The organism is Kitasatospora sp. NPDC018058, assembly GCF_044327205.1.
Lineage (GTDB): Bacteria > Actinomycetota > Actinomycetes > Streptomycetales > Streptomycetaceae > Kitasatospora.
The window spans coordinates 1-17,045 of the sequence record NZ_JBIRFA010000001.1 but is presented as its reverse complement, the minus strand read 5'-3'; the positions used below and the strand labels follow the sequence as shown (position 1 = coordinate 17,045).

Annotated in this window: 17 protein-coding genes; 9 read left to right on the top strand and 8 right to left on the bottom strand. The window is 73.9% G+C overall.

Annotated features, from left to right (window positions below; genetic code table 11):
• Positions 1-90: 90 nt before the first annotated feature.
• Positions 91-1,206 (bottom strand): ADP-ribosylglycohydrolase family protein, encoded by a 1,116-nt coding sequence (locus ACH4E7_RS00085; protein WP_396247125.1) that lies wholly within the window; start codon positions 1,204-1,206, stop codon positions 91-93.
• Positions 1,207-1,378: 172 nt separating this feature from the next.
• The gene (locus ACH4E7_RS00080; RefSeq protein WP_396246724.1) at positions 1,379-3,985 is read right to left on the bottom strand and encodes a bifunctional FO biosynthesis protein CofGH; all 2,607 of its coding nucleotides are present in this window, start codon (positions 3,983-3,985) and stop codon (positions 1,379-1,381) included.
• Between the two features lie 182 nt (positions 3,986-4,167).
• On the opposite strand from ACH4E7_RS00080, the gene ACH4E7_RS00075 reads away from it, so the two are divergent.
• Genes ACH4E7_RS00075 through ACH4E7_RS00065 form a run of 3 tightly spaced genes read left to right on the top strand, consistent with a single transcriptional unit; the run spans position 4,168 to position 7,306 of the window.
• Positions 4,168-5,400 carry an outer membrane lipoprotein carrier protein LolA gene (locus tag ACH4E7_RS00075; RefSeq protein ID WP_396246723.1) on the top strand — a complete coding sequence of 411 codons (1,233 nt, stop codon included), beginning with the start codon at positions 4,168-4,170 and terminating at the stop codon, positions 5,398-5,400.
• Positions 5,401-5,403: 3 nt separating this feature from the next.
• Positions 5,404-6,444 carry an ABC transporter ATP-binding protein gene (locus ACH4E7_RS00070; RefSeq protein WP_396246722.1) on the top strand — a complete coding sequence of 347 codons (1,041 nt, stop codon included), beginning with the start codon at positions 5,404-5,406 and terminating at the stop codon, positions 6,442-6,444.
• Positions 6,431-7,306, top strand: coding sequence for an ABC transporter permease (locus ACH4E7_RS00065; RefSeq protein WP_396246721.1), 876 nt, complete (start codon positions 6,431-6,433; stop codon positions 7,304-7,306). The genes ACH4E7_RS00070 and ACH4E7_RS00065 overlap by 14 nt, the downstream gene beginning before the upstream one ends.
• Before the next feature lie 23 nt (positions 7,307-7,329).
• Here the strand turns inward: ACH4E7_RS00065 and rarD are convergent, their stop codons facing one another.
• The 3 genes from rarD to ACH4E7_RS00050 all read right to left on the bottom strand — a co-directional run bounded on the left by rarD (position 7,330) and on the right by ACH4E7_RS00050 (position 9,440).
• Positions 7,330-8,292, bottom strand: a complete 963-nt coding sequence (rarD, locus tag ACH4E7_RS00060) for an EamA family transporter RarD (protein ID WP_396246720.1) — start codon at positions 8,290-8,292, stop codon at positions 7,330-7,332.
• 161 nt (positions 8,293-8,453) lie between these two features.
• Positions 8,454-8,615 (bottom strand): hypothetical protein, encoded by a 162-nt coding sequence (locus tag ACH4E7_RS00055; RefSeq protein ID WP_396246719.1) that lies wholly within the window; start codon positions 8,613-8,615, stop codon positions 8,454-8,456.
• 57 nt (positions 8,616-8,672) lie between these two features.
• On the bottom strand, positions 8,673-9,440 hold the full coding sequence (locus ACH4E7_RS00050) for a TetR/AcrR family transcriptional regulator (RefSeq protein WP_396246718.1): 768 nt from the start codon (positions 9,438-9,440) through the stop codon (positions 8,673-8,675).
• 102 nt (positions 9,441-9,542) lie between these two features.
• Here ACH4E7_RS00050 and ACH4E7_RS00045 point away from each other — a divergent pair, with 102 nt between their 5' ends.
• The gene (locus ACH4E7_RS00045) at positions 9,543-9,737 is read left to right on the top strand and encodes a DUF6011 domain-containing protein (protein ID WP_355670112.1); all 195 of its coding nucleotides are present in this window, start codon (positions 9,543-9,545) and stop codon (positions 9,735-9,737) included.
• 16 nt (positions 9,738-9,753) lie between these two features.
• Here ACH4E7_RS00045 and ACH4E7_RS00040 read toward each other — a convergent pair whose 3' ends face one another.
• A complete protein-coding gene (locus tag ACH4E7_RS00040; RefSeq protein ID WP_396246717.1) occupies positions 9,754-11,691 on the bottom strand; it encodes a tetratricopeptide repeat protein in 1,938 nt (645 codons plus the stop codon).
• Between the two features lie 265 nt (positions 11,692-11,956).
• Here ACH4E7_RS00040 and ACH4E7_RS00035 point away from each other — a divergent pair, with 265 nt between their 5' ends.
• Positions 11,957-12,202 (top strand): hypothetical protein, encoded by a 246-nt coding sequence (locus ACH4E7_RS00035; protein ID WP_396246716.1) that lies wholly within the window; start codon positions 11,957-11,959, stop codon positions 12,200-12,202.
• On the opposite strand, the gene ACH4E7_RS00030 is transcribed toward ACH4E7_RS00035, so the two are convergent.
• A complete protein-coding gene (locus ACH4E7_RS00030; protein WP_396246715.1) occupies positions 12,199-13,173 on the bottom strand; it encodes an SDR family NAD(P)-dependent oxidoreductase in 975 nt (324 codons plus the stop codon). The two genes, ACH4E7_RS00035 and ACH4E7_RS00030, sit on opposite strands and share 4 nt — an antisense overlap.
• Positions 13,174-13,360: 187 nt before the next feature.
• Here ACH4E7_RS00030 and ACH4E7_RS00025 point away from each other — a divergent pair, with 187 nt between their 5' ends.
• Positions 13,361-13,885 carry an AAA family ATPase gene (locus ACH4E7_RS00025; protein ID WP_396246714.1) on the top strand — a complete coding sequence of 175 codons (525 nt, stop codon included), beginning with the start codon at positions 13,361-13,363 and terminating at the stop codon, positions 13,883-13,885.
• A gap of 92 nt (positions 13,886-13,977) precedes the next feature.
• Entirely contained in the window at positions 13,978-14,883 is a 906-nt protein-coding gene (locus ACH4E7_RS00020) for an aminoglycoside phosphotransferase family protein (RefSeq protein ID WP_396246713.1), read from the top strand.
• Here the strand turns inward: ACH4E7_RS00020 and ACH4E7_RS00015 are convergent.
• Positions 14,880-15,164, bottom strand: a complete 285-nt coding sequence (locus ACH4E7_RS00015) for a hypothetical protein (RefSeq protein ID WP_396246712.1) — start codon at positions 15,162-15,164, stop codon at positions 14,880-14,882. The two genes, ACH4E7_RS00020 and ACH4E7_RS00015, sit on opposite strands and share 4 nt — an antisense overlap.
• A gap of 179 nt (positions 15,165-15,343) precedes the next feature.
• On the opposite strand from ACH4E7_RS00015, the gene ACH4E7_RS00010 reads away from it, so the two are divergent.
• Positions 15,344-16,015, top strand: coding sequence for a DsbA family oxidoreductase (locus tag ACH4E7_RS00010; protein ID WP_396246711.1), 672 nt, complete (start codon positions 15,344-15,346; stop codon positions 16,013-16,015).
• A 326-nt stretch (positions 16,016-16,341) separates the two neighbouring features.
• Positions 16,342-16,794 (top strand): hypothetical protein, encoded by a 453-nt coding sequence (locus ACH4E7_RS00005; protein WP_396246710.1) that lies wholly within the window; start codon positions 16,342-16,344, stop codon positions 16,792-16,794.
• Positions 16,795-17,045: the final 251 nt, after the last annotated feature.

Genomic DNA, 17,045 nt, shown 5'->3' with positions numbered 1-17,045 from the left:
ATCCGTGCTCGGACCAGTTGCCCGTAGCGGTGACCGTCACCTTCAGCGGCGGCCGGCGCTACGGGCAACTGCCGTTTCCGAGGCGTTCGTTCAGTACACCACCGGGTACCGGACCGCCCAGTTGCCCCCCTCCGGGGTCTGCCGGTCGTGCAGTTCGGTGCCGTGCATCAGCTCCAGCGCGAAGTCGTCGGCGAGTTCGAGGATCGCGCCGCGCCCCTCCAGCCCCGCCACCAGCCCCGGCGGCAGCGCGGTGTCGCCGTGCAGCACCCCGAGCAGGTTGCCGCAGACCGCGCCGGTGGAGTCGCTGTCCCCGGAGTGGTTGACCGCCAGCAGCAGGCCCGAGCGCACGTCGTGGGCGACCAGCGCGCAGTAGACCCCGATCGCCAGCGCCTCCTCGGCGACCCAGCCCTCACCCAGCGCCTCGACCCGGTCCGCGGACGGCTCGCCGGCCCGGACGGCGTCCAGCGCGGCCCGCAGCGCGGCCGTGGTCTCCTCGTGCGACTGTCGCTCGGAGAGCAGCGCCAGCGCGAGGTGGACGCCCTCCTCCAGGGTGCCGCCGCGGGCCACCGCCTGGACGATCACGGCGAGCGCGCCCGCCGCCAGGTAGCCGGTCGGGTGGCCGTGGGTGAGCACCGAGCACTCCACCGCGAGCTGGAACACCAGGCCCGGCTCCCAGGTGGTGAGCAGTCCGAACGGCGCCGCCCGCACCACCGTGCCGCAGGCCTTGGAGTGCGGGTTCTTGGGCCGTTCCAGGGTGCCCAGCCGCTCGCCGTCCGGCCCGGTCAGGCCGGTCAGACAGCCCTGGCCGGGGGCGCGCTGGGCGTACAGCCACTCCTCGCGGCCGAGCCAGCCGAGGTCGGGGCGGCGCTCGTCCGGGCCCCAGTCACGCTGGGTGGCGGCCCAGCGCAGGTAGGCCAGGTGCAGGTCGGTGGGCGGGTGCCAGCTGCCGGTGTCGCGCCGGATGTGGGCCCGGATCAGGCCGTCCACGGTGAACAGGCTGAGCTGGGTGTCGTCGGTGACGGCACCGGTACGCCCGTGCACGGGGAGGTAGCCGGTGACGCCCTGCGGGCCGTGCTGGGCGCGGATCTTCTCCAGCGACTCGAACTCGACGCCGGCGCCGAGCGCGTCACCGATGGCACCGCCGAGCAGGCAGCCCCGCACCCGGCTGCGGAAGTCCTGCTGCTGGGCTCGTGACCACAGGGGCATCACGACGGGGCGCCTTTCGTCGGGGTCGGGGGGGCGGGTCCGCGCGGAGCACGGCCGTGGCGCGCGCCCTGGCACTGTATGCGAAGACGCGAGCGAAACGACGGCACCCCTCGCACTTCGGTTCCCCGCCCCGGCCATCGCGGTGACGACGGCCTGGGTCCCGTGGCCCGCCTCAGTCCAGCACCGGCAGCAGCTCCGGCAGGTGCCCGTCCGAGGCCAGCGCCGCCGCCTGCCGTTCGGCCGGCACCTCGCCGTAGACGGTGGTGCGCTGGCGGTGCGGGCGGCCCGCGGCCTCGGCGATCGCCTGGAGGTCGCGCACCGACTTGTAGCTGCCGTACGCCGAGCCGGCCATCCGCGAGATGGTCTCCTCCATCAGCGTGCCGCCCAGGTCGTTGGCGCCCGAGCGGAGCATCTCGGCCGCGCCCTCCGCGCCCAGCTTGACCCAGCTGGTCTGGATGTTGGGGATGTGCGGGTGCAGCAGCAGCCGGGCCATCGCGACCACCGCGCGGTTGTCCCGGACGGTCGGGCCGGGCCGGGCGATGCCGGCCAGGTAGACCGGGGCGTTGGTGTGCACGAACGGGAGGGTGACGAACTCGGTGAAGCCGCCGGTGCCGTTGGATCCGAGCGAGCGCTGCTGGATGTCGGCGAGCAGCCGCAGGTGGCCGAGCCAGTGCTCGGGGGTGTCCACGTGCCCGTACATCATCGTGGACGAGGAGCGGATGCCCAGCTCGTGCGCGGTGGTGACCACCTCGACCCAGGTCGCGGCCGGCAGCTTGCCCTTGGTGAGCACCCAGCGGACCTCGTCGTCCAGGATCTCGGCGGCCGTGCCCGGGATGGTGTCCAGGCCCGACTCCTTGGCCCGCTGCAGCCAGTCGCGGATCGAAAGACCCGTCCGGGTCGCGCCGTTGACCACCTCCATCGGCGAGAAGGCGTGCACGTGGATGCCGGGCACCCGCTCCTTCACCGCGCGGGCGATGTCGAAGTAGGCGGCGCCGGGCAGGTCCGGGTGGATGCCGCCCTGCATGCACACCTCGGTGGCGCCCACCTCCCAGGCCTGCGCGGCGCGTTCGGCGACCTGCTCCAGGGAGAGGGTGTAGGCGTCGGCGTCGGTGCGGCGCTGGGCGAAGGCACAGAAGCGACAGCCGGTGTAGCAGACGTTGGTGAAGTTGATGTTCCGGGTGACGCAGTAGGTGACGTCGTCGCCGACCGCGTCCCGGCGGACGTCGTCGGCGATCCGGCACAGCGCGTCCAGGGCCGGGCCGTCCGCGTGGAACAGTGCCAGCGCGTGGTCGTCGGTGAGCCTGGTCGGGTCGTCGGCGGCCACCTTCAGCGCCTCGCGCAGGTCGCCGGCGAGGCGCTCGGGCGCGCCCTTCGCCAGCACCTGCTCGCGCAGCGCCTCCCAGTCGCCGTACACGTCCTCGAAGTCGGCCCGGCGGTCGCCGGTGCGGCCCTCGGTGTCGATGGCGGCGTGCAGGTCGGTCCGCCCGTACGCCTCCGGGAGGTCCTCGGGTTCCTGCCACGGGCGGCCCTGGACCACGGCGTCCGGGTTCGCCAGGCCGGTGGCCGGGTCGGCCAGGGCGCGGACATGCGGCAGCACCCGCGGGTCCAGCCAGGGTTCGCCGCGCAGCACGTACTCGGGGTAGACGGCGAGGCGCTCGCGCAGGTCGAAGCCGGCCGAGGCCGAACGCTCGGCCAGGCGGTCGATCTGCGGCCAGGGGCGCTCGGGGTTGACGTGGTCAGGGGTGAGCGGGGAGACGCCGCCCCAGTCGTCGATGCCGGCCGCGATCAGCCGCTCGTACTCGCCGTCCACCAGGTTCGGCGGCGCCTGCAGGCAGGCGGTCGGGCCCAGCAGGTGGCGGGCCACCGCCACCGTGGCGACCAGCTCGTCCAGTTCGGCGTCCGGCATGCCGCGCATCGCGGTGTCCGGCTTGGCGCGGAAGTTCTGCAGGATCAGTTCCTGGATGCCGTGGTACGCCCGGGAGACCTTGCGCAGCGCGAACAGCGACTCGGCGCGCTCCCGGTACGTCTCGCCGATGCCGACCAGCAGGCCGCTGGTGAACGGGACGGAGCTGCGGCCGGCGTCCTCCAGCACCCGCAGCCGGACGGCCGGCTCCTTGTCCGGGGAGCCGAAGTGCGGGCCGCCGGGCTCGCTCCACAGCCGGGTGGCGGTGGTCTCCAGCATCATGCCCATCGAGGCGGAGACCGGCTTCAGCCGCTGGAAGTCCGTCCAGCTCAGCACCCCGGGGTTGAGGTGCGGCAGCAGGCCGGTCTCCTCCAGGATGCGGATGGACATCGCCCGCACATAGGCGACGGTGTCGTCGTAGCCGTGCGCGTCCAGCCACTCGCGGGCCTCGGGCCAGCGGTCCTCGGGCTTGTCACCGAGCGTGATCAGGGCTTCCTTGCAGCCGAGTTCGGCCCCGCGCCGGGCCACCTCCAGCACCTCGTCCGGGGACATGAACATCCCGTGCCCGGCCCGGCGCAGCTTGCCGGGGACGGTCGCGAAGGTGCAGTAGTGGCACTTGTCGCGGCAGAGCCGGGTCAGCGGGATGAAGACGCTCTTGGAGTAGGTGATGACGCCGGGGCGGCCGGCCGCCTCCAGCCCGGCGTCGCGCACCCGGGCGGCGCTCGCGCACAGGTCGCGCAGGTCCTCGCCTCTGGCCTGGAGCAACACGGCGGCCTCGGCCACATCGAGGGCGACGCCGTCCCGGGCGCGGCGCAGGGCGCGCCGCATCGCGTTCGCGGTAGGGGGGTTGCTTGCGTCCATGGCGGTTCCGTCCATGGCGCGACCCTACGCCAGGTGTCGTACGTTCGGAGGAGCCAACCCTGAGGCCGTCTCAGGGTCGATGTACCCACCAGGTTCACCCCGATCTGGCCCTGCAGGGCGATGACGCGGCGGCGGCGCCGACCTCTAATGGAAGGGCAGTGCCAATCGCACGGGTTCGCAGAGGAGTTGATGACGCCATGACCAATGACACGGCGGCGGGGGACCAGCAGGACGGCGGGGTGCCGTTCCGTTCGCGGCGGCGCACCCTGGTACGCGCCGGGGTGCCGCTGGCGGTGGCCGCGGTGATCGCCACCGGGGTCGGGCTGGTGCCCGCGCTGGCCGCCGACTCCCCGCCCGACCTGCCGGCCGTGTCGGCGGAGCAGCTGGTGGCCAAGGTGCTCGGCTCCGACGCGCAGACCCTGTCCGGGACGGTGTCGGTCTCGACCGACCTCGGGCTGCCCAGCCAGCTGCTGAGCGGGGCCGGCGGGTTCGCCGCGGCCGCCGGGCAGGGCAAGGGCTCCTCGGCGGACCCGCAGGCCAAGCTGCTCGGCCTGCTCGGCGGGGACCAGACCCTGCGGGTCGCGGTGGACGGGCCGGACCGCCAGCGGGTGGACCTGATGGAGAACATGGCGGGCTACACCCTGGTCCGCAACGGCGACCAGAGCTGGGCCTGGGACAGCTCGACCAACAGCGCGGTGCACCTGACCGGGCGTCCGGCGGCCGAGCAGCACTCCAAGGCGCCGCTGACCGGCGTGCCGACCACCCCGCAGGAGGCCGCCAAGCAGTTCCTGACCACGAGCGCCGGCACCACCTCGGTCACCGTGGCCGGGACGGCCACCGTGGCCGGGCAGAAGGCGTACCAGCTGAGCGTCAAGCCGACCCAGTCCGGCTCGACGGTCGCCGAGGTGCGGATCTCGGTGGCAGCCGACAACGGGGTGCCGCTCGCGGTGGTGGTGAAGTCCACCGACGGCTCCACCGTGCTGGACGTCCACTTCACCGACGTGTCCTTCGCCAAGCCCGCCGCCAAGGCCTTCGACTTCACGGTGCCCAAGGGCGCCAAGGTGACGGAGCGGAAGGCGGACGAGGCCGCCAAGGACCACGCCGGCAAGGGCGAAGCCGCCAAGGGCGGGGCCGCCAAGGACCACGGCGGCGTGAACGTGATCGGCGAGGGCTGGACGGCCGTGGTCTCCGCGCAGCTGCCCAGCAGCGTCGAGGCGCCCGCCGGGGAGTCCAAGGGCGACGGCAAGCAGGGCAAGCACCACGGCCGGCCGGTGAACCCGCAGGCGCTGGTCAAGTCGCTCGGCAAGCCGGTCGGCGGCGGCACGCTGATCAGCACCAAGGCCGTCAACGTCCTGCTCACCGACGACGGCCGGGTCTTCGCCGGCGCGGTGACCCTGCCGGTCCTGCAGCACGCCGCCGGGGTGAACTGACGGATGACCGGGACTCCCGTAACGGGGGACGTTACGGAGTCGGCCGGGGGTACGGGCGCCGCGCTGCGCCCGGCCCCCGCTCCCACTTCTCCGCCCTCCCGCACCGACGACGTGATCAGAACCCGCGGCCTGACCAAGCGCTTCCGCGGCGGCCAGCTCGCCGTGGACGGCCTAGACCTGGCCGTGCCGCGCGGCTCGGTGTTCGGCTTCCTCGGCCCCAACGGCTCCGGCAAGACCACCACCATCCGGATGCTGATGGGCCTGATCGCCCCCACCTCCGGCGTGGCCACCGTGCTCGGCGAGTCGATGCCGCAGTCCGTCGCCACCGTGCTGCCCCGGGTGGGCGCGCTGATCGAGGGCCCGGCGCTGTACGGCTTCCTCTCCGGCCGGGACAACCTGATCCGCTTCGACTCCGCCGATCCGACCGCCGACCCGCGCACCCGCCGGCAGCGGGTGGACACCGCGCTGGAGCGGGTCGGCCTGAGCGCCGCGGCCGGGAAGAAGGCCCGCGCCTACTCACTGGGCATGAAGCAGCGCCTGGGCCTGGCCTCCGCGCTGCTGCAGCCGCGCGAGCTGCTGGTGCTGGACGAGCCGACCAACGGTCTGGACCCGCAGGGCATGCGGGAGATCCGGGCGCTGGTGCGGGAGGTCGCGGCGGAGGGCACCACGGTGTTCCTCTCCTCGCACCTGCTGGACGAGATCGAGCAGGTCTGCACCCACGCGGCGGTGATGTCCCGCGGCCGGCTGCTGGTGCAGGGCACCGTCGCCGAGCTGGCCGCCCGGTCCCAGGGCCGGCTGGTGGTCCGCACCCCCGACGTGGCGCAGGCCGCCGAGGTGCTGGCCGCCCACCAGGTGGGCGCGCTGGCGCCCGGCGAGGGCCGGGTGGACGGCGAGTTGGGCGCCCAGGGCGACGAGGTGCTGCCCAAGCTGTGCGCGGCGCTGGTCGAGGCCGGGGTGCGGGTGCACGGATTCGGGCTGGAGCGGGGCACGTTGGAGGACGCCTTCGTGGCGCTGACCGGGGAGGGCTTCGATGTCGCAGGCTGAGGCGGTGCCGGTGACGGCCGGCCGTCGACCGCAGACCGCGGCCGGGTTCCTGGCGCTGTTCCGCAACGAGCTGCACCTGACCTTCCGCCGGCTGCGCACCAGGGTGCTGCTGGGCATCCTGGCGGTGCTGCCGATCCTGATCGGCGTGGTGGTCAAGCTCAACACGGACAGCCCGCACGAGGGCGGCGGTGGACCGAGCTTCATCGCGCAGACCACGCAGAACGGCCTGTTCCTGGTGTTCACCGCGCTGGGGGTGGCGCTGCCGGTCTTCCTGCCGATGACGGTCGGCGTGGTGGCCGGGGACTCGGTCGCCGGCGAGGCGGCCACCGGGACGCTGCGCTACCTGCTGGTCGCCCCGGCCGGGCGGACCAGGCTGCTGGCCGCCAAGTTCACCGCCGGGCTGGCGTTCTGCCTGGCCGCCACGGCGGCGGTGGCGCTGTCCGCGCTGGCCACCGGTGCCGCGCTGTTCCCGCTCGGCGAGGTCACGCTGATCTCCGGGGACACCATCGGCTTCTCCGAAGCGCTACTGCGGGCGGTGCTGGTGGCCGGGGTGGTCGCGGTCTCGCTGGCCGGGCTGGTGGCGATCGGGCTGTTCGTCTCCACCCTCACCGGCAGCGGCATCGCGGCGATGGCCGCGACCGTCGGCCTGGTGGTCACCGTGCAGATCCTGGACGCCTTCCCGCAGCTGGACGCGATCCGGCCGTTCCTGTTCACCCACTACTGGATGAGCTTCTCGGACCTGCTGCGCGAACCGATGTACTGGGACGGCGTGTGGAAGGACCTCGGCCTGCAGGCCGCCTACGTCGCCGTGTTCGGCTCGGCGGCCTGGTCGCGGTTCACCAGCCGCGACATCAGCGCATGAGCGGTATCGGCGCCTGAGACGCGTCAGCGCGTGACGGCTTCCCGCTGTGCGGGGGCGGGCTGCGGCACGACCGCGGCCCGCCCGGCCCGCACCTGGCGCAGCGCGTCCCAGGTGAGCAGCGCGAGCGCGGCCCAGACCAGGGCGAAGCCGGCCCAGCGCGCGGGCGGCATCGACTCGTGGAAGACGGCGACGCCGATCAGGAACTGGAACACCGGCGCCAGGTACTGCAGCAGCCCGAGCACGGTCAGCGGTACCCGCACGGCCGCCGCGCCGAAGAACAGCAGCGGGATCGCGGTGATCACGCCGCTGAGCACCAGCAGCGCCGAGTGCCCCCAGCCGTACGAGCCGGGCACCGTGTGGCCGAAGGTGCCGTGCCCGCTGACCTCCAGGTAGATCAGGTAGCCGAGGGCGAAGGGGAACATGAAGGCGCTCTCCGCCGCCAGGCTCTCCAGCCCGCTCAGCCCGACCTGCTTCTTCAGCAGGCCGTAGGTGGCGAAGGAGAGCGCCAGGACCAGCGCGATCCAGGGCAGCTGCCCGTAGGCGACGGTCAGCACCGCGACGGCGGCCGCGCCGATGCCGACGGCCGTCCACTGCGCGCCGCGCAGCCGCTCCTTGAGCACCAGGACGCCGAAGGCAATGGTGACCAGGGGGTTGATGAAGTAGCCGAGGCTGGTCTCCACCACGTGCCCGTTGTTGACGGCCCAGATGTAGACGCCCCAGTTGACGGAGATCACCATGGCCGCGCCGGCCAGCATGGCGAGTCGGCGGGGCTGGCGCAGCAGCGGGCGTATCCAGCTCCAGTGCCGCTGGGCGATCAGCATCAGCACCACGGCGGCCAGGGACCAGACCATCCGGTTGGCCAGGATGTCGTCGGCGGCGCCGGGCTCCAGCAGCGGCCAGAACAGTGGGAAGAGCCCCCAGATGCCGTAGGCCGCCATGCCGTACCAGAGGCCTCGGCCGCTGTCCTGCTGGGTTGTCTGTGGCATGGCCGAGTGCCCTCCCGCGCGCGCGATGTATCGAGGTGACGGTAGCGGGCGGAAGGGCAGACTGTCATCTCCGTTTCCGGATTTTGGTCATGACATTGTTTGAATGCCGGACGGATCCGGTGTTCCCGCCGGTCAGACGGTTGCCTTGGGCACCAGGTGCTCTAGGCGCCCAGCGCTGCGCGGACGGACTCGGCCAGCGGGACGGTCGGGCGGCCGATCAGCCGGGCCAGGTCCCCGGTGCGCAGGGCCAGCTCGCCCTCGGCGATGGCCGCGTCGGTGTTCGGGAACAGCCCGGCGAAGCCCTCCGGCAGCCCCGCGGCCACCAGTCGGCGGACCTGCTCGTCCGCGGTGACGTCCCGGTACGGAGTACGACGGGCGGCCTACCGCTCCTTGATCAGCGCCGCCAGCCCGTCCAGCACCCGGCCCAGCCCGAAGGCGTACGCGTGCTCCGGGCTGTACGCGCCGCCGTGCGCCTGGCCGGCGGCGGCGCCGACACGGGCGGCGACCGGGTAGCGCTCGGGGTCGAAGACCCGGGCGAGCAGTTCGGCGTTGGCCTCCCACCACTGGGCGTCGGTCAGCGCGCTGTCCTGCTGGACGGCGCGCTCGTCGGCGGCCATCCGGGCGCAGGTCTGGACGAAGCCGAGCAGGTGGGTCAGCGCGGCGTCCAGCTCGACGTCGGGCAGGCCGGTGCCCTCGAAGGCGCGCAGCTCGTACTCGTACTTGGCCATCAGACCGGGGCCGAGCGGCGGGCGGCTGGTGGAGACGGCGGCGACCCAGGGGTGGGCGCGGAACAGCACCCGGTTGTCGTCGGCGACGGCGGTGACCCTGGCCCGCCAGCCCTCGTCGGCCGGGGCGCTGCGGGGCATCGTGGCGTAGACGGTGTCCAGCATCAGGTCGAGCAGTTCGGCCTTGCCGGGCACATAGGTGTAGAGCGCCATCGGGGACAGCCCCAGCTCCTGGGCGACCCGGCGCATGGTGACGGCGTCCACGCCCTCGGCGTCGGCCACGGCGATGGCCGCGGCGGCGATCTCGCCGGTCGAGCGGGCCTGCTTCGGACCGCGCCGGCCGGGCTTCTCCTCGGCGGTCAGCCCCCAGAGCAGGGCGAGGGTGCGCGCCGGGTCTCCTGCGCTGCTGCGGTCCGTGGCCATGGGACGGATCCTTTCACGGCGCAGGCCCCGGGCCTGTCCTGTGGACCCGGCGGAGATCCGCAGGACAGGCCCGGGGCAGCCGTGGGCGGCTACCGTCTCCCCATGACCAGCCCTGAGCCACTCCCCGGCACGGACACCACCCAGGCCCTCCGGCCCCGGGTCACCTGCCGCCGCTGCCACCGGCCGCTGCACGACCCGGAGTCGCGGATGCTGCGGCTGGGGCCGGAGTGCCGCGACCCGGCGGAGCGGGTCGCGCGGTTCGAGGTGGACCAGGAGCCGCTGCCGGGGGTGGGGTAGCGGGTAGCGGGTAGCGCTAACTCCGGCCGAAGAGACGGCGGATCAGGCCGGGGCGGGGCCCGGACTGCCGCTGCGCGCTCGGCCCCACCGGCTCCTCCCGGGCCTCGTCCTCCCCGGCCCCCTTGCCGTTCTCGGGGTCCCCGCCGTCCTGACCGTCCGCCTCCGCCAGCAGGTGCCTGGCGAGGTCGCGGTCAGCCGGCTCCGTCCACGGCGCGGCGAGCGCCAGGGCTGCGAGCGAGCGCAGGATCGTCACCGCCCGGCTGCGGCTCGCCCGGGCGCTGTACTCCAGCCGCTGCCGCAGCAGCTCGGCGATGTCGGCCCGGGTCTCGGGGTGCGTCCAGCCGATCGCGACCAGGGCGAAGCCGGCCGCCTCGACCACCCAGTCCTCCGGCCCGAGCAGCAGGTCGCGCAGCACCCGGCGGCGCTCGGAGCCCTCCCACGGCTGGTCGGTGCGGTGGTGGGCGATGCCGAGGCAGGCGAAGGACTGGACGGCGCGCACCCACAGTTCGGGCTGGTGGGCGAGCAGCGCGCGACCGAGGTCGTCCTCGCGGGGCAGCGGCGGGTGGACCAGCACGCCGAGCAGTTCGTCCAGCGGCAGCCCGGCCAGCCGGACGGCGTGGTCGTAGGCGGCGGGGATGGTCGGCCAGACGATCTCGGCGGTGGCGCGGACGAGTTCGGCGCTCGCGGGGGCGGGCGGGGCGACGGCCGGGCGCGGGTCGGTGCCGTCCCAGGCCCAGATCCGGGTGGTGGGCTCGGTCAGCGGCAGCCGGGGGTCGGGCTCGCCGACGGACTGGTAGGAGACGGTGGAGCGCGGCAGGGCGAGGTGGACCGCCAGCACCGAGCTGGGCGGCTCCACGGCGGAGGCGGTGCAGTCGATCTCGGTGTCACGGCCGGTGCCCTCGGCGCCGAGCACCTGGTGCAGCACGTTGACGGTCGCCTCGGTGGCGCCGGAGACCATGCCGAGCCAGGGCTCGCGGTGGCTGAGCCGCTCCAGCAGGTCCTGGGCGTACTCGTGGTCGGGGTGGGCGCGGTGGTGGTCGGCCAGGCCGAGCAGGTGCGCCGGGTCGCCGTCGATGGCGTGGCGCAGCCCGTACCGGGCCGGGGCCGCCTTGGGGTGGTCGGGGGCGGTGGCGAGCACCTGGTCCAGCCAGGGCAGGCCGTCGGCGGGGCGGCCGAGGGTGCCGTAGAGTTCGGCCACGTCGACGGCGAGGTAGCTGCTGGAGTTGTCCTTCTCCGGTGCCTCCCGGGCCAGTTCGGCCTCCCAGACGGCGAGCGCCGCCTCGGGCCGGCCGTCGGAGCGCAGGGCATTGCCGAGCATCACGGAGGGCAGGTAGCCGGGGGCCGACCGGTGGGCGCGCTGGGCGAGTTCGACGGCCCGGGCGGTGGCGCCGAGGCGGCGGGTCAGGCCGGAGGCCATCGCCAGCAGCAGTGCGTGCTCGCCGTTGCGGGCCAGCACGGCCTGCACGAAGTCGTCGAAGGGCCGTACGGCGTGGGCGAGTTCGACGGACAGTCGGTCGGGCAATGCGCCGGCGGCGCGGGCCACCGCCTGGGCAACGGCGTCCGGGTCGACGAGGGCGGGCAGGTCCTCGCGGGCGAGCCAGGCGGTGTGCGCCCAGGGGCGGGCCGGCTCGTGCTGGATCGCCGAGGCGAGCAGGCCGACGGCGCTGTCCCAGTCCCCGGCGGCGGCCTCCACGTGGGCGCGGCAGACGACGGTGCCGAGGTAGACCTCGCCGTCCAGCGGGAACAGCTCGCGCGCCGCCGCCGGGCCGCCCGCCGCCGCGCACAACTCGGCCAGCGCCTCGTGCAGTTCGGGCAGCTGGGGGTCGGAGAGGATCGCGTCGGAGAGGTGGTCGGCGGCGTGCGCGAGGTCCCCGGAGTCGATCGCCAGCCGGGCGACGGCCACCTCGCCCTCGGCCGCCAGCCGATCGTCGCCCTCGCCGTCGGTGTGCACCATGCCCTTGCCCCCCGGTCGCGCCGTGTTCGCTCGTTCCTCGTGCGCGGATGAGGCTATCCGGTGCGCCTGACGGCGAGATGATCACCCTTCGGCGAAGGACGGCCCGGCCCCTGATCGGATACAACCCTTACGAGCGGTTTGGACCTCGGAAGGAGTCGTATCGCGGGAGCCGCTCATCGCAGCCGTCCGCCAGGAGCCGTGGCGGGTCGATCTGGTCGGGGAGGCGGCGGTCTGGCCGACCACCCCGCCGCCCGGACCGGACGGCTTGGAGGACGAGGACGACCCGTGGGTCACCGGCCCCTGGGTGACCGAGCTCGACGACGCCACCCGGGACGCCCTCGCCGGGGTGCCCGACGCCCGGGTGCCGGAGGCCGTCGCGCAGTGGGCGCTGGCGGAGGAGTGGGGCGGCGCCGACCCGGCCGATCTGCTGCCGCTGGCCGAGGAGTTGATCGCCCTCGCCCGCCGGGCGCGCACGGCGGGCGAGCGGCTGTACTGCTGGATCTGCCTCTAGCGGCCGATCGGGGTGGCCCCGGTCGCGGCGAGGGAGAGGCCCCAGAGACGGGCGGCCGCGTCGGGGTCGACGGCGTACCGGCGGACCCCGCCGTCGTCCATCGGGTCGGCGGGGCCGGCGAGGTGGGCGACCTCGCAGTCCTCCACGTAGAGCCCGCCCCGGTCGGCGAGGAGCGGGGAGGTGGCCGCCCAGAGGCCGGTGGCCGCGCCCTGGGAGGGGGTCTTGAAGTCGGCGCCGACGACCGTGCCGTGCTCGTCCACCCAGCCGCGGTCGATCTGCTCCTGGAGCGTCATCTCCCGCTGCAGCCCGGTGATGATCTTGCCGGGGTGGAGGGCGAAGGCCCGCACGCCGTCCGTCCGCCCGAGCGCGTCGAGGTGCACGGCGAACAGCACGTTGGCGGTCTTGGACTGGCCGTACGCGAGCCACTTGTCGTACCCGGTGCGGAAGTGCGGGTCATGCCAGCGGATGTCGGTGAGGGCGTGCCCGGCGGAGCTGTTGACCACGACGCGCGCGCCGCCCGGGGCGGCTGCCAGCAGCGGGTACAGCTCGCAGGCGAGGGCGAAGTGCCCGAGGTGGTTGGCCGCGAACTGCCCCTCCCAGCCGGGGCCGACGCGCCGCTGCGGGGTGGCCATCACGCCCGCGACGGCGAGCAGGAGGTCGAGGCTCGGGCTGGATCCGGCGATCAGCGCGGCGGCGGCGCGCACGCTGTCGAGGTCGGCGAGGTCCATCGGGACGACCTCGCAGCCCGCGGTGTGCCGGAGCGCGGCACGGGCGGTGTCCGGCCGCCGGGCCGGGACGATCACGCGGGCTCCGGCCGCGCTCAGGGCCCGGGCGGTCTCCAGGCCGAGGCCGGAGTAGCCGCCGGTGACGACGGCGGTCCGGCCGGAGAGGTCGAGGCCGGCCGTGACGTCCTCGGCGGTGCTGGAGAAGGAGAAGGGCGAGCCGATCGGCTGCTGGTCGGTGGTGGTCATGGCGAGGACACTAGGAGCTGGAGCGCGGTCTAGATCAAGCCCGGGGTCGGGAACCCGGGGTCCGGACTCGGAGAGGTCGCCGTCCACGCCGAGCACCTCGCCCGCGGCGAGGCCGCCGGACTCGGGGACCCGACGGCCCGAGCAAAACCGTTCGCCCCGGGCGGGCCGCGGCTGCCACCATCCGAACGTGACGACGCTGTTCCTGATGGTCGGCCTACCCGGGGCCGGGAAGACCACGAAGGCCCGCCGACTCGCCGAGGAGCACCGGGCAGTCCGGCTGAGCCCGGACGAGTGGATGATCCCGCTGTTCAACGGCATGGAGGCGGACGGCAAGCGCGACGTGCTGGAGGGGCGGCTGCTGACGATCGCCCTGGAGGCCCTGCGAGCGGGCGCCGACGTGGTGGTGGACTTCGGCTGCTGGGGCCGGGACGAACGCTCCGCGATCCGCTGGCTGGCGGAGTCGGTCGGCGCGTCCTGCCGGATGCTCTACCTCCCGGTCGACCCGGACACCCAGCGCGCCCGGATCGCCCACCGCTGGGCGACGACGCCGGACGAGACCCTCCCGATGAGCGAGGCCGACATCCTGGACGGGCACGCGCACTTCGAGGAGCCGGACGCGACGGAGCTGGCGGGCCGGGACCTCGACGCGGCCCCTCCGGGCTGGGCCGACTGGCGCGCCTGGGCCGCGGAGCGCTGGCCCTCCTTCGCCTGACGCCCCGCCGGAGCGGGAAGTCGGCCGGGCCGACTTCCCGCTCCGGGCGCCTGGCGGACGAACTCGCCGCCACCCGACTACCGTTGCTCCGCATGACCCACACCGAGCCCGAGATCACCGCCGAGCTGGTCCGGCAGCTGCTGCGCGACCAGCACCCCGACCTGGCCGACCGCCCCGTGCGGCTCGGCGCGCGCGGCTGGGACAACCAGCTGTGGCGGCTGGGCGAGGACCTCGCCGTCCGTCTGCCCTGGGCCACGCGGGACGCGGACGCGCTGCTGCGCAAGGAGCACGCCTGGCTGCCCGGTCTCGCGCCGCGCCTTCCGCTGCCCGTCCCGGTGCCGCAACGCTTCGGCGAGCCCTCCGAGCGGTTCCCGCGCCCGTGGCTCGTCACCACCTGGGTGCCGGGCGCGCCCGCCGACCGCGAGCCCGCCACCCGCACCGAGGCGGCGGCCGACGCCCTGGCCGCCTTCCTGACCGCCCTCCACCGGCCCGCCCCCGCCGGAGCTCCCGTCGGCCGTGGCCGCGGCGGGCCGCCGGCCGACTACGCCGAGGGGTTCGACCGGCAGCTCGCCGAGGCCGTCAACCTGGGGCTGGTCCCCGACCCGGACGCCGTCCGCGCCGTCTGGGCGGATGCCGTGGCCGCGCCGCCGTGGTCGGGACCGCCGGTGTGGCTGCACGCCGACCTGCATCCGGCCAACGTCCTCACCGCCGACGGCACCATCTGCGGCGTGATCGACTTCGGCGACCTCTGCATGGGCGATCCGGCCTGCGACCTCGCCGCCGCGTGGATCCTGCTGCCGGACGGCGCCGCCGACCGCTTCCACGCGGCCTACCGGCCGACCCCGGACGCCGCGACCCTGCGCCGCGCCCGCGGCTGGGCGCTGCTGAAAGCCCTCGCGGGCATCCGGATCGGGGAGGCCGGCCTGCGCGGCCTCCCCGGCGGCAAGGCCAGCTGGGGGCCGCCCGCCCACGCCGCCCTGCGGCGTCTGGTCGCCTAGGTCGGCTGGTCTGTGCGGCGCAGGTCGTAGAGGTACGACTTGCCGGCCTTCCAGCTGCGCCAGGGGCCGAGGGGCGGGAACGCCTCCTCCCCGGTCTGCCCGAGCAGCGGCCAGCCGTTCCCGATCCCGTCGGCGCCGACGGTGCACCAGCCCCGTTCGGGCAGCCAGCGGCACCACACGTCCAGGTCCACCCGCTTGAACGACGGCCTGCCGTTGAACTCGCCGTCCTGGCGGTAGCGGTAGACCAGGCCGTCCAGACGGCGCACGAACTCGAAAGACACGACGACTCCCCCAACCGGGCGACGGAGACGGACACGGCCACTTCGCCGGACCATCCTCCCGGCCATGCCGCGCCTGCCGCACCTGAATATTTCAGTACGAGAAATATTCATACGGATGACTGCGTTCCGGTAGGTGTCAGCGCGGGAGGTCCGCGCAAGGCTGGAAGGAGTGCCGCGCCGTGCGCGTCGAAGTGTGGAGCGATGTCAACTGCCCGTGGTGCTACATCGGCAAGGCGCGGTTCGAGAAGGCGTTGGAGCTCTTCCCGCACCGCGACGAGGTGGAGGTCGTCCACCGCTCCTTCGAGCTGGACCCGCACGCGCCGCGCGAGGCGCGCCCGGTCATCCCGCTGCTCGCCGCCAAGTACGGGATGAGCCCGGAGCAGGCCGAGGCCGCGGAGGCCCGGATCGCCGAGAACGCGCGCGGCGAGGGACTGCCGTACCTGGACGACGGGCGGGACGCGGCGAACTCCTTCGACATGCACCGCCTGCTGCACTTCGCCAAGGAGCACGGCAGGCAGGGGCAACTGCTGGACGCGCTGTACCGGGCCAACTTCGCCGAGGAGCGCTCCGCGTTCGATGACGGGCGGCTGGTCGAGCTGGCCGTCGAGGCGGGGCTGGACGGTGAGGCGGCCGCTGCGGTGCTGGCCGAGCCGGAGGCGTACGCGGAGGCGGTGCGCGAGGACGAGGCCACGGCGAGCGCGATGGGGGCGACGGGAGTGCCGTTCTTCGTCCTGGACCGGCGGCTGGGCGTGTCCGGCGCACAGCCTGCGGAAACGTTCACTCGGGCGCTGGAGCAGGCCTGGGAGAGCCGGGTGGCGTTGCCGCTGGTGCCCCTCAAGCCGGCGAAGTAAGGGGTTCCCAGTAGGAAGTCGGAGTGGGAAGTCGGACGGGCCGACTTCCTGCTCCGAGTCCTGCCGGCTCATTCGGCACGCCAGCGGTGGGCGTAGATGATGTGCAGGCTCGCCGGAACGCCCTTAGCCGCGCGGCCGGAGCCCCAGCCCCCGTGGGTGAGGGTGCGGCAGTAGTGCGCGTCGGGGCGCCGACCGGGAGCCTCGCGACTGAACGGCCGATCATTGCCAAGAGTCGGCGCCAGGCTGGGGTGCTGTCCGACTATCGCGATGCCCAGCAGCTGAATCCAGTCGCATCAGGCCCCTGATCGACGGCGATACTCCGAGACATGAGCAGAATTGCCGAGGTCATCGTGCTGGCCCAGGACGCGGACGAGGTGATGAAGCCGCTGACGCGGCCCGACCCTACTCGTACCTGGTTGGGCTGCTTCTCCGAGATGCGCCCGGGCGGTGACTGGGGTTTCGGCTGGGGTGCGGAATTCGAGCACATGAGCTGGAGATCTGGGCTGTTGAAGCACTTGGAGTCCTTGCCGTGGCCTCGTCCGGAGACGGTACAGGTACTGATCCACGACGAGGAGGACGACTGCTTCGGCCTGTGGATGATCCACGACGGCAGGCTGCTGGAGGTACCCCTTCCGCGCACCAGACGGGCCTTGTGGTCCGGACCGCCGAAGGAGGGCTACGCGCCTGACCCCGGAATCCTGAGCCGGACGGACTGCGGGCCCGTCGATTGGCCGGAGGAGATCGAGGGCGGTGACCAGTCCCGGCCCCCGGCCTGGTGACGTGATCAGGTGCGGAGCCAGATGACGAGGGTCGCTGCGGTGACGGTGCCGAGGAAGACGTAGCCGCGCTTGTCGTAGCGGGTTGGTGCGCCACGAGGCGCCATGGAGTCGAGTGAGGTGAGAGACCTGCACTGCCGGGTTGTCGCAGCAACCTGGTTGAAGCTGAGGGCAGTTCGTTTCGGGGGATGCCGAGGCGGGCGGTAAGCAGCCCTGACAATGCCGGGACGGACTGGCACTGCCAGACGGTTCGG

What these genes read in the sequence shown, in the direction of transcription:
- ACH4E7_RS00065 (WP_396246721.1), top strand. Translation starts at nt 6,431, where the DNA reads ATGTCGCAGGCTGAGGCGGTGCCGGTGACGGCCGGCCGTCGACCGCAG.
- ACH4E7_RS00080 (WP_396246724.1), bottom strand. Translation starts at nt 3,985, where the DNA reads ATGGACGGAACCGCCATGGACGCAAGCAACCCCCCTACCGCGAACGCG.
- ACH4E7_RS00085 (WP_396247125.1), bottom strand. Translation starts at nt 1,206, where the DNA reads ATGCCCCTGTGGTCACGAGCCCAGCAGCAGGACTTCCGCAGCCGGGTG.
- ACH4E7_RS00045 (WP_355670112.1), top strand. Translation starts at nt 9,543, where the DNA reads ATGACCAGCCCTGAGCCACTCCCCGGCACGGACACCACCCAGGCCCTC.
- ACH4E7_RS00030 (WP_396246715.1), bottom strand. Translation starts at nt 13,173, where the DNA reads ATGACCACCACCGACCAGCAGCCGATCGGCTCGCCCTTCTCCTTCTCC.
- ACH4E7_RS00070 (WP_396246722.1), top strand. Translation starts at nt 5,404, where the DNA reads ATGACCGGGACTCCCGTAACGGGGGACGTTACGGAGTCGGCCGGGGGT.
- ACH4E7_RS00005 (WP_396246710.1), top strand. Translation starts at nt 16,342, where the DNA reads ATGAGCAGAATTGCCGAGGTCATCGTGCTGGCCCAGGACGCGGACGAG.
- ACH4E7_RS00020 (WP_396246713.1), top strand. Translation starts at nt 13,978, where the DNA reads ATGACCCACACCGAGCCCGAGATCACCGCCGAGCTGGTCCGGCAGCTG.
- ACH4E7_RS00050 (WP_396246718.1), bottom strand. Translation starts at nt 9,440, where the DNA reads ATGGCCACGGACCGCAGCAGCGCAGGAGACCCGGCGCGCACCCTCGCC.
- ACH4E7_RS00075 (WP_396246723.1), top strand. Translation starts at nt 4,168, where the DNA reads ATGACCAATGACACGGCGGCGGGGGACCAGCAGGACGGCGGGGTGCCG.
- ACH4E7_RS00040 (WP_396246717.1), bottom strand. Translation starts at nt 11,691, where the DNA reads ATGGTGCACACCGACGGCGAGGGCGACGATCGGCTGGCGGCCGAGGGC.
- rarD (WP_396246720.1), bottom strand. Translation starts at nt 8,292, where the DNA reads ATGCCACAGACAACCCAGCAGGACAGCGGCCGAGGCCTCTGGTACGGC.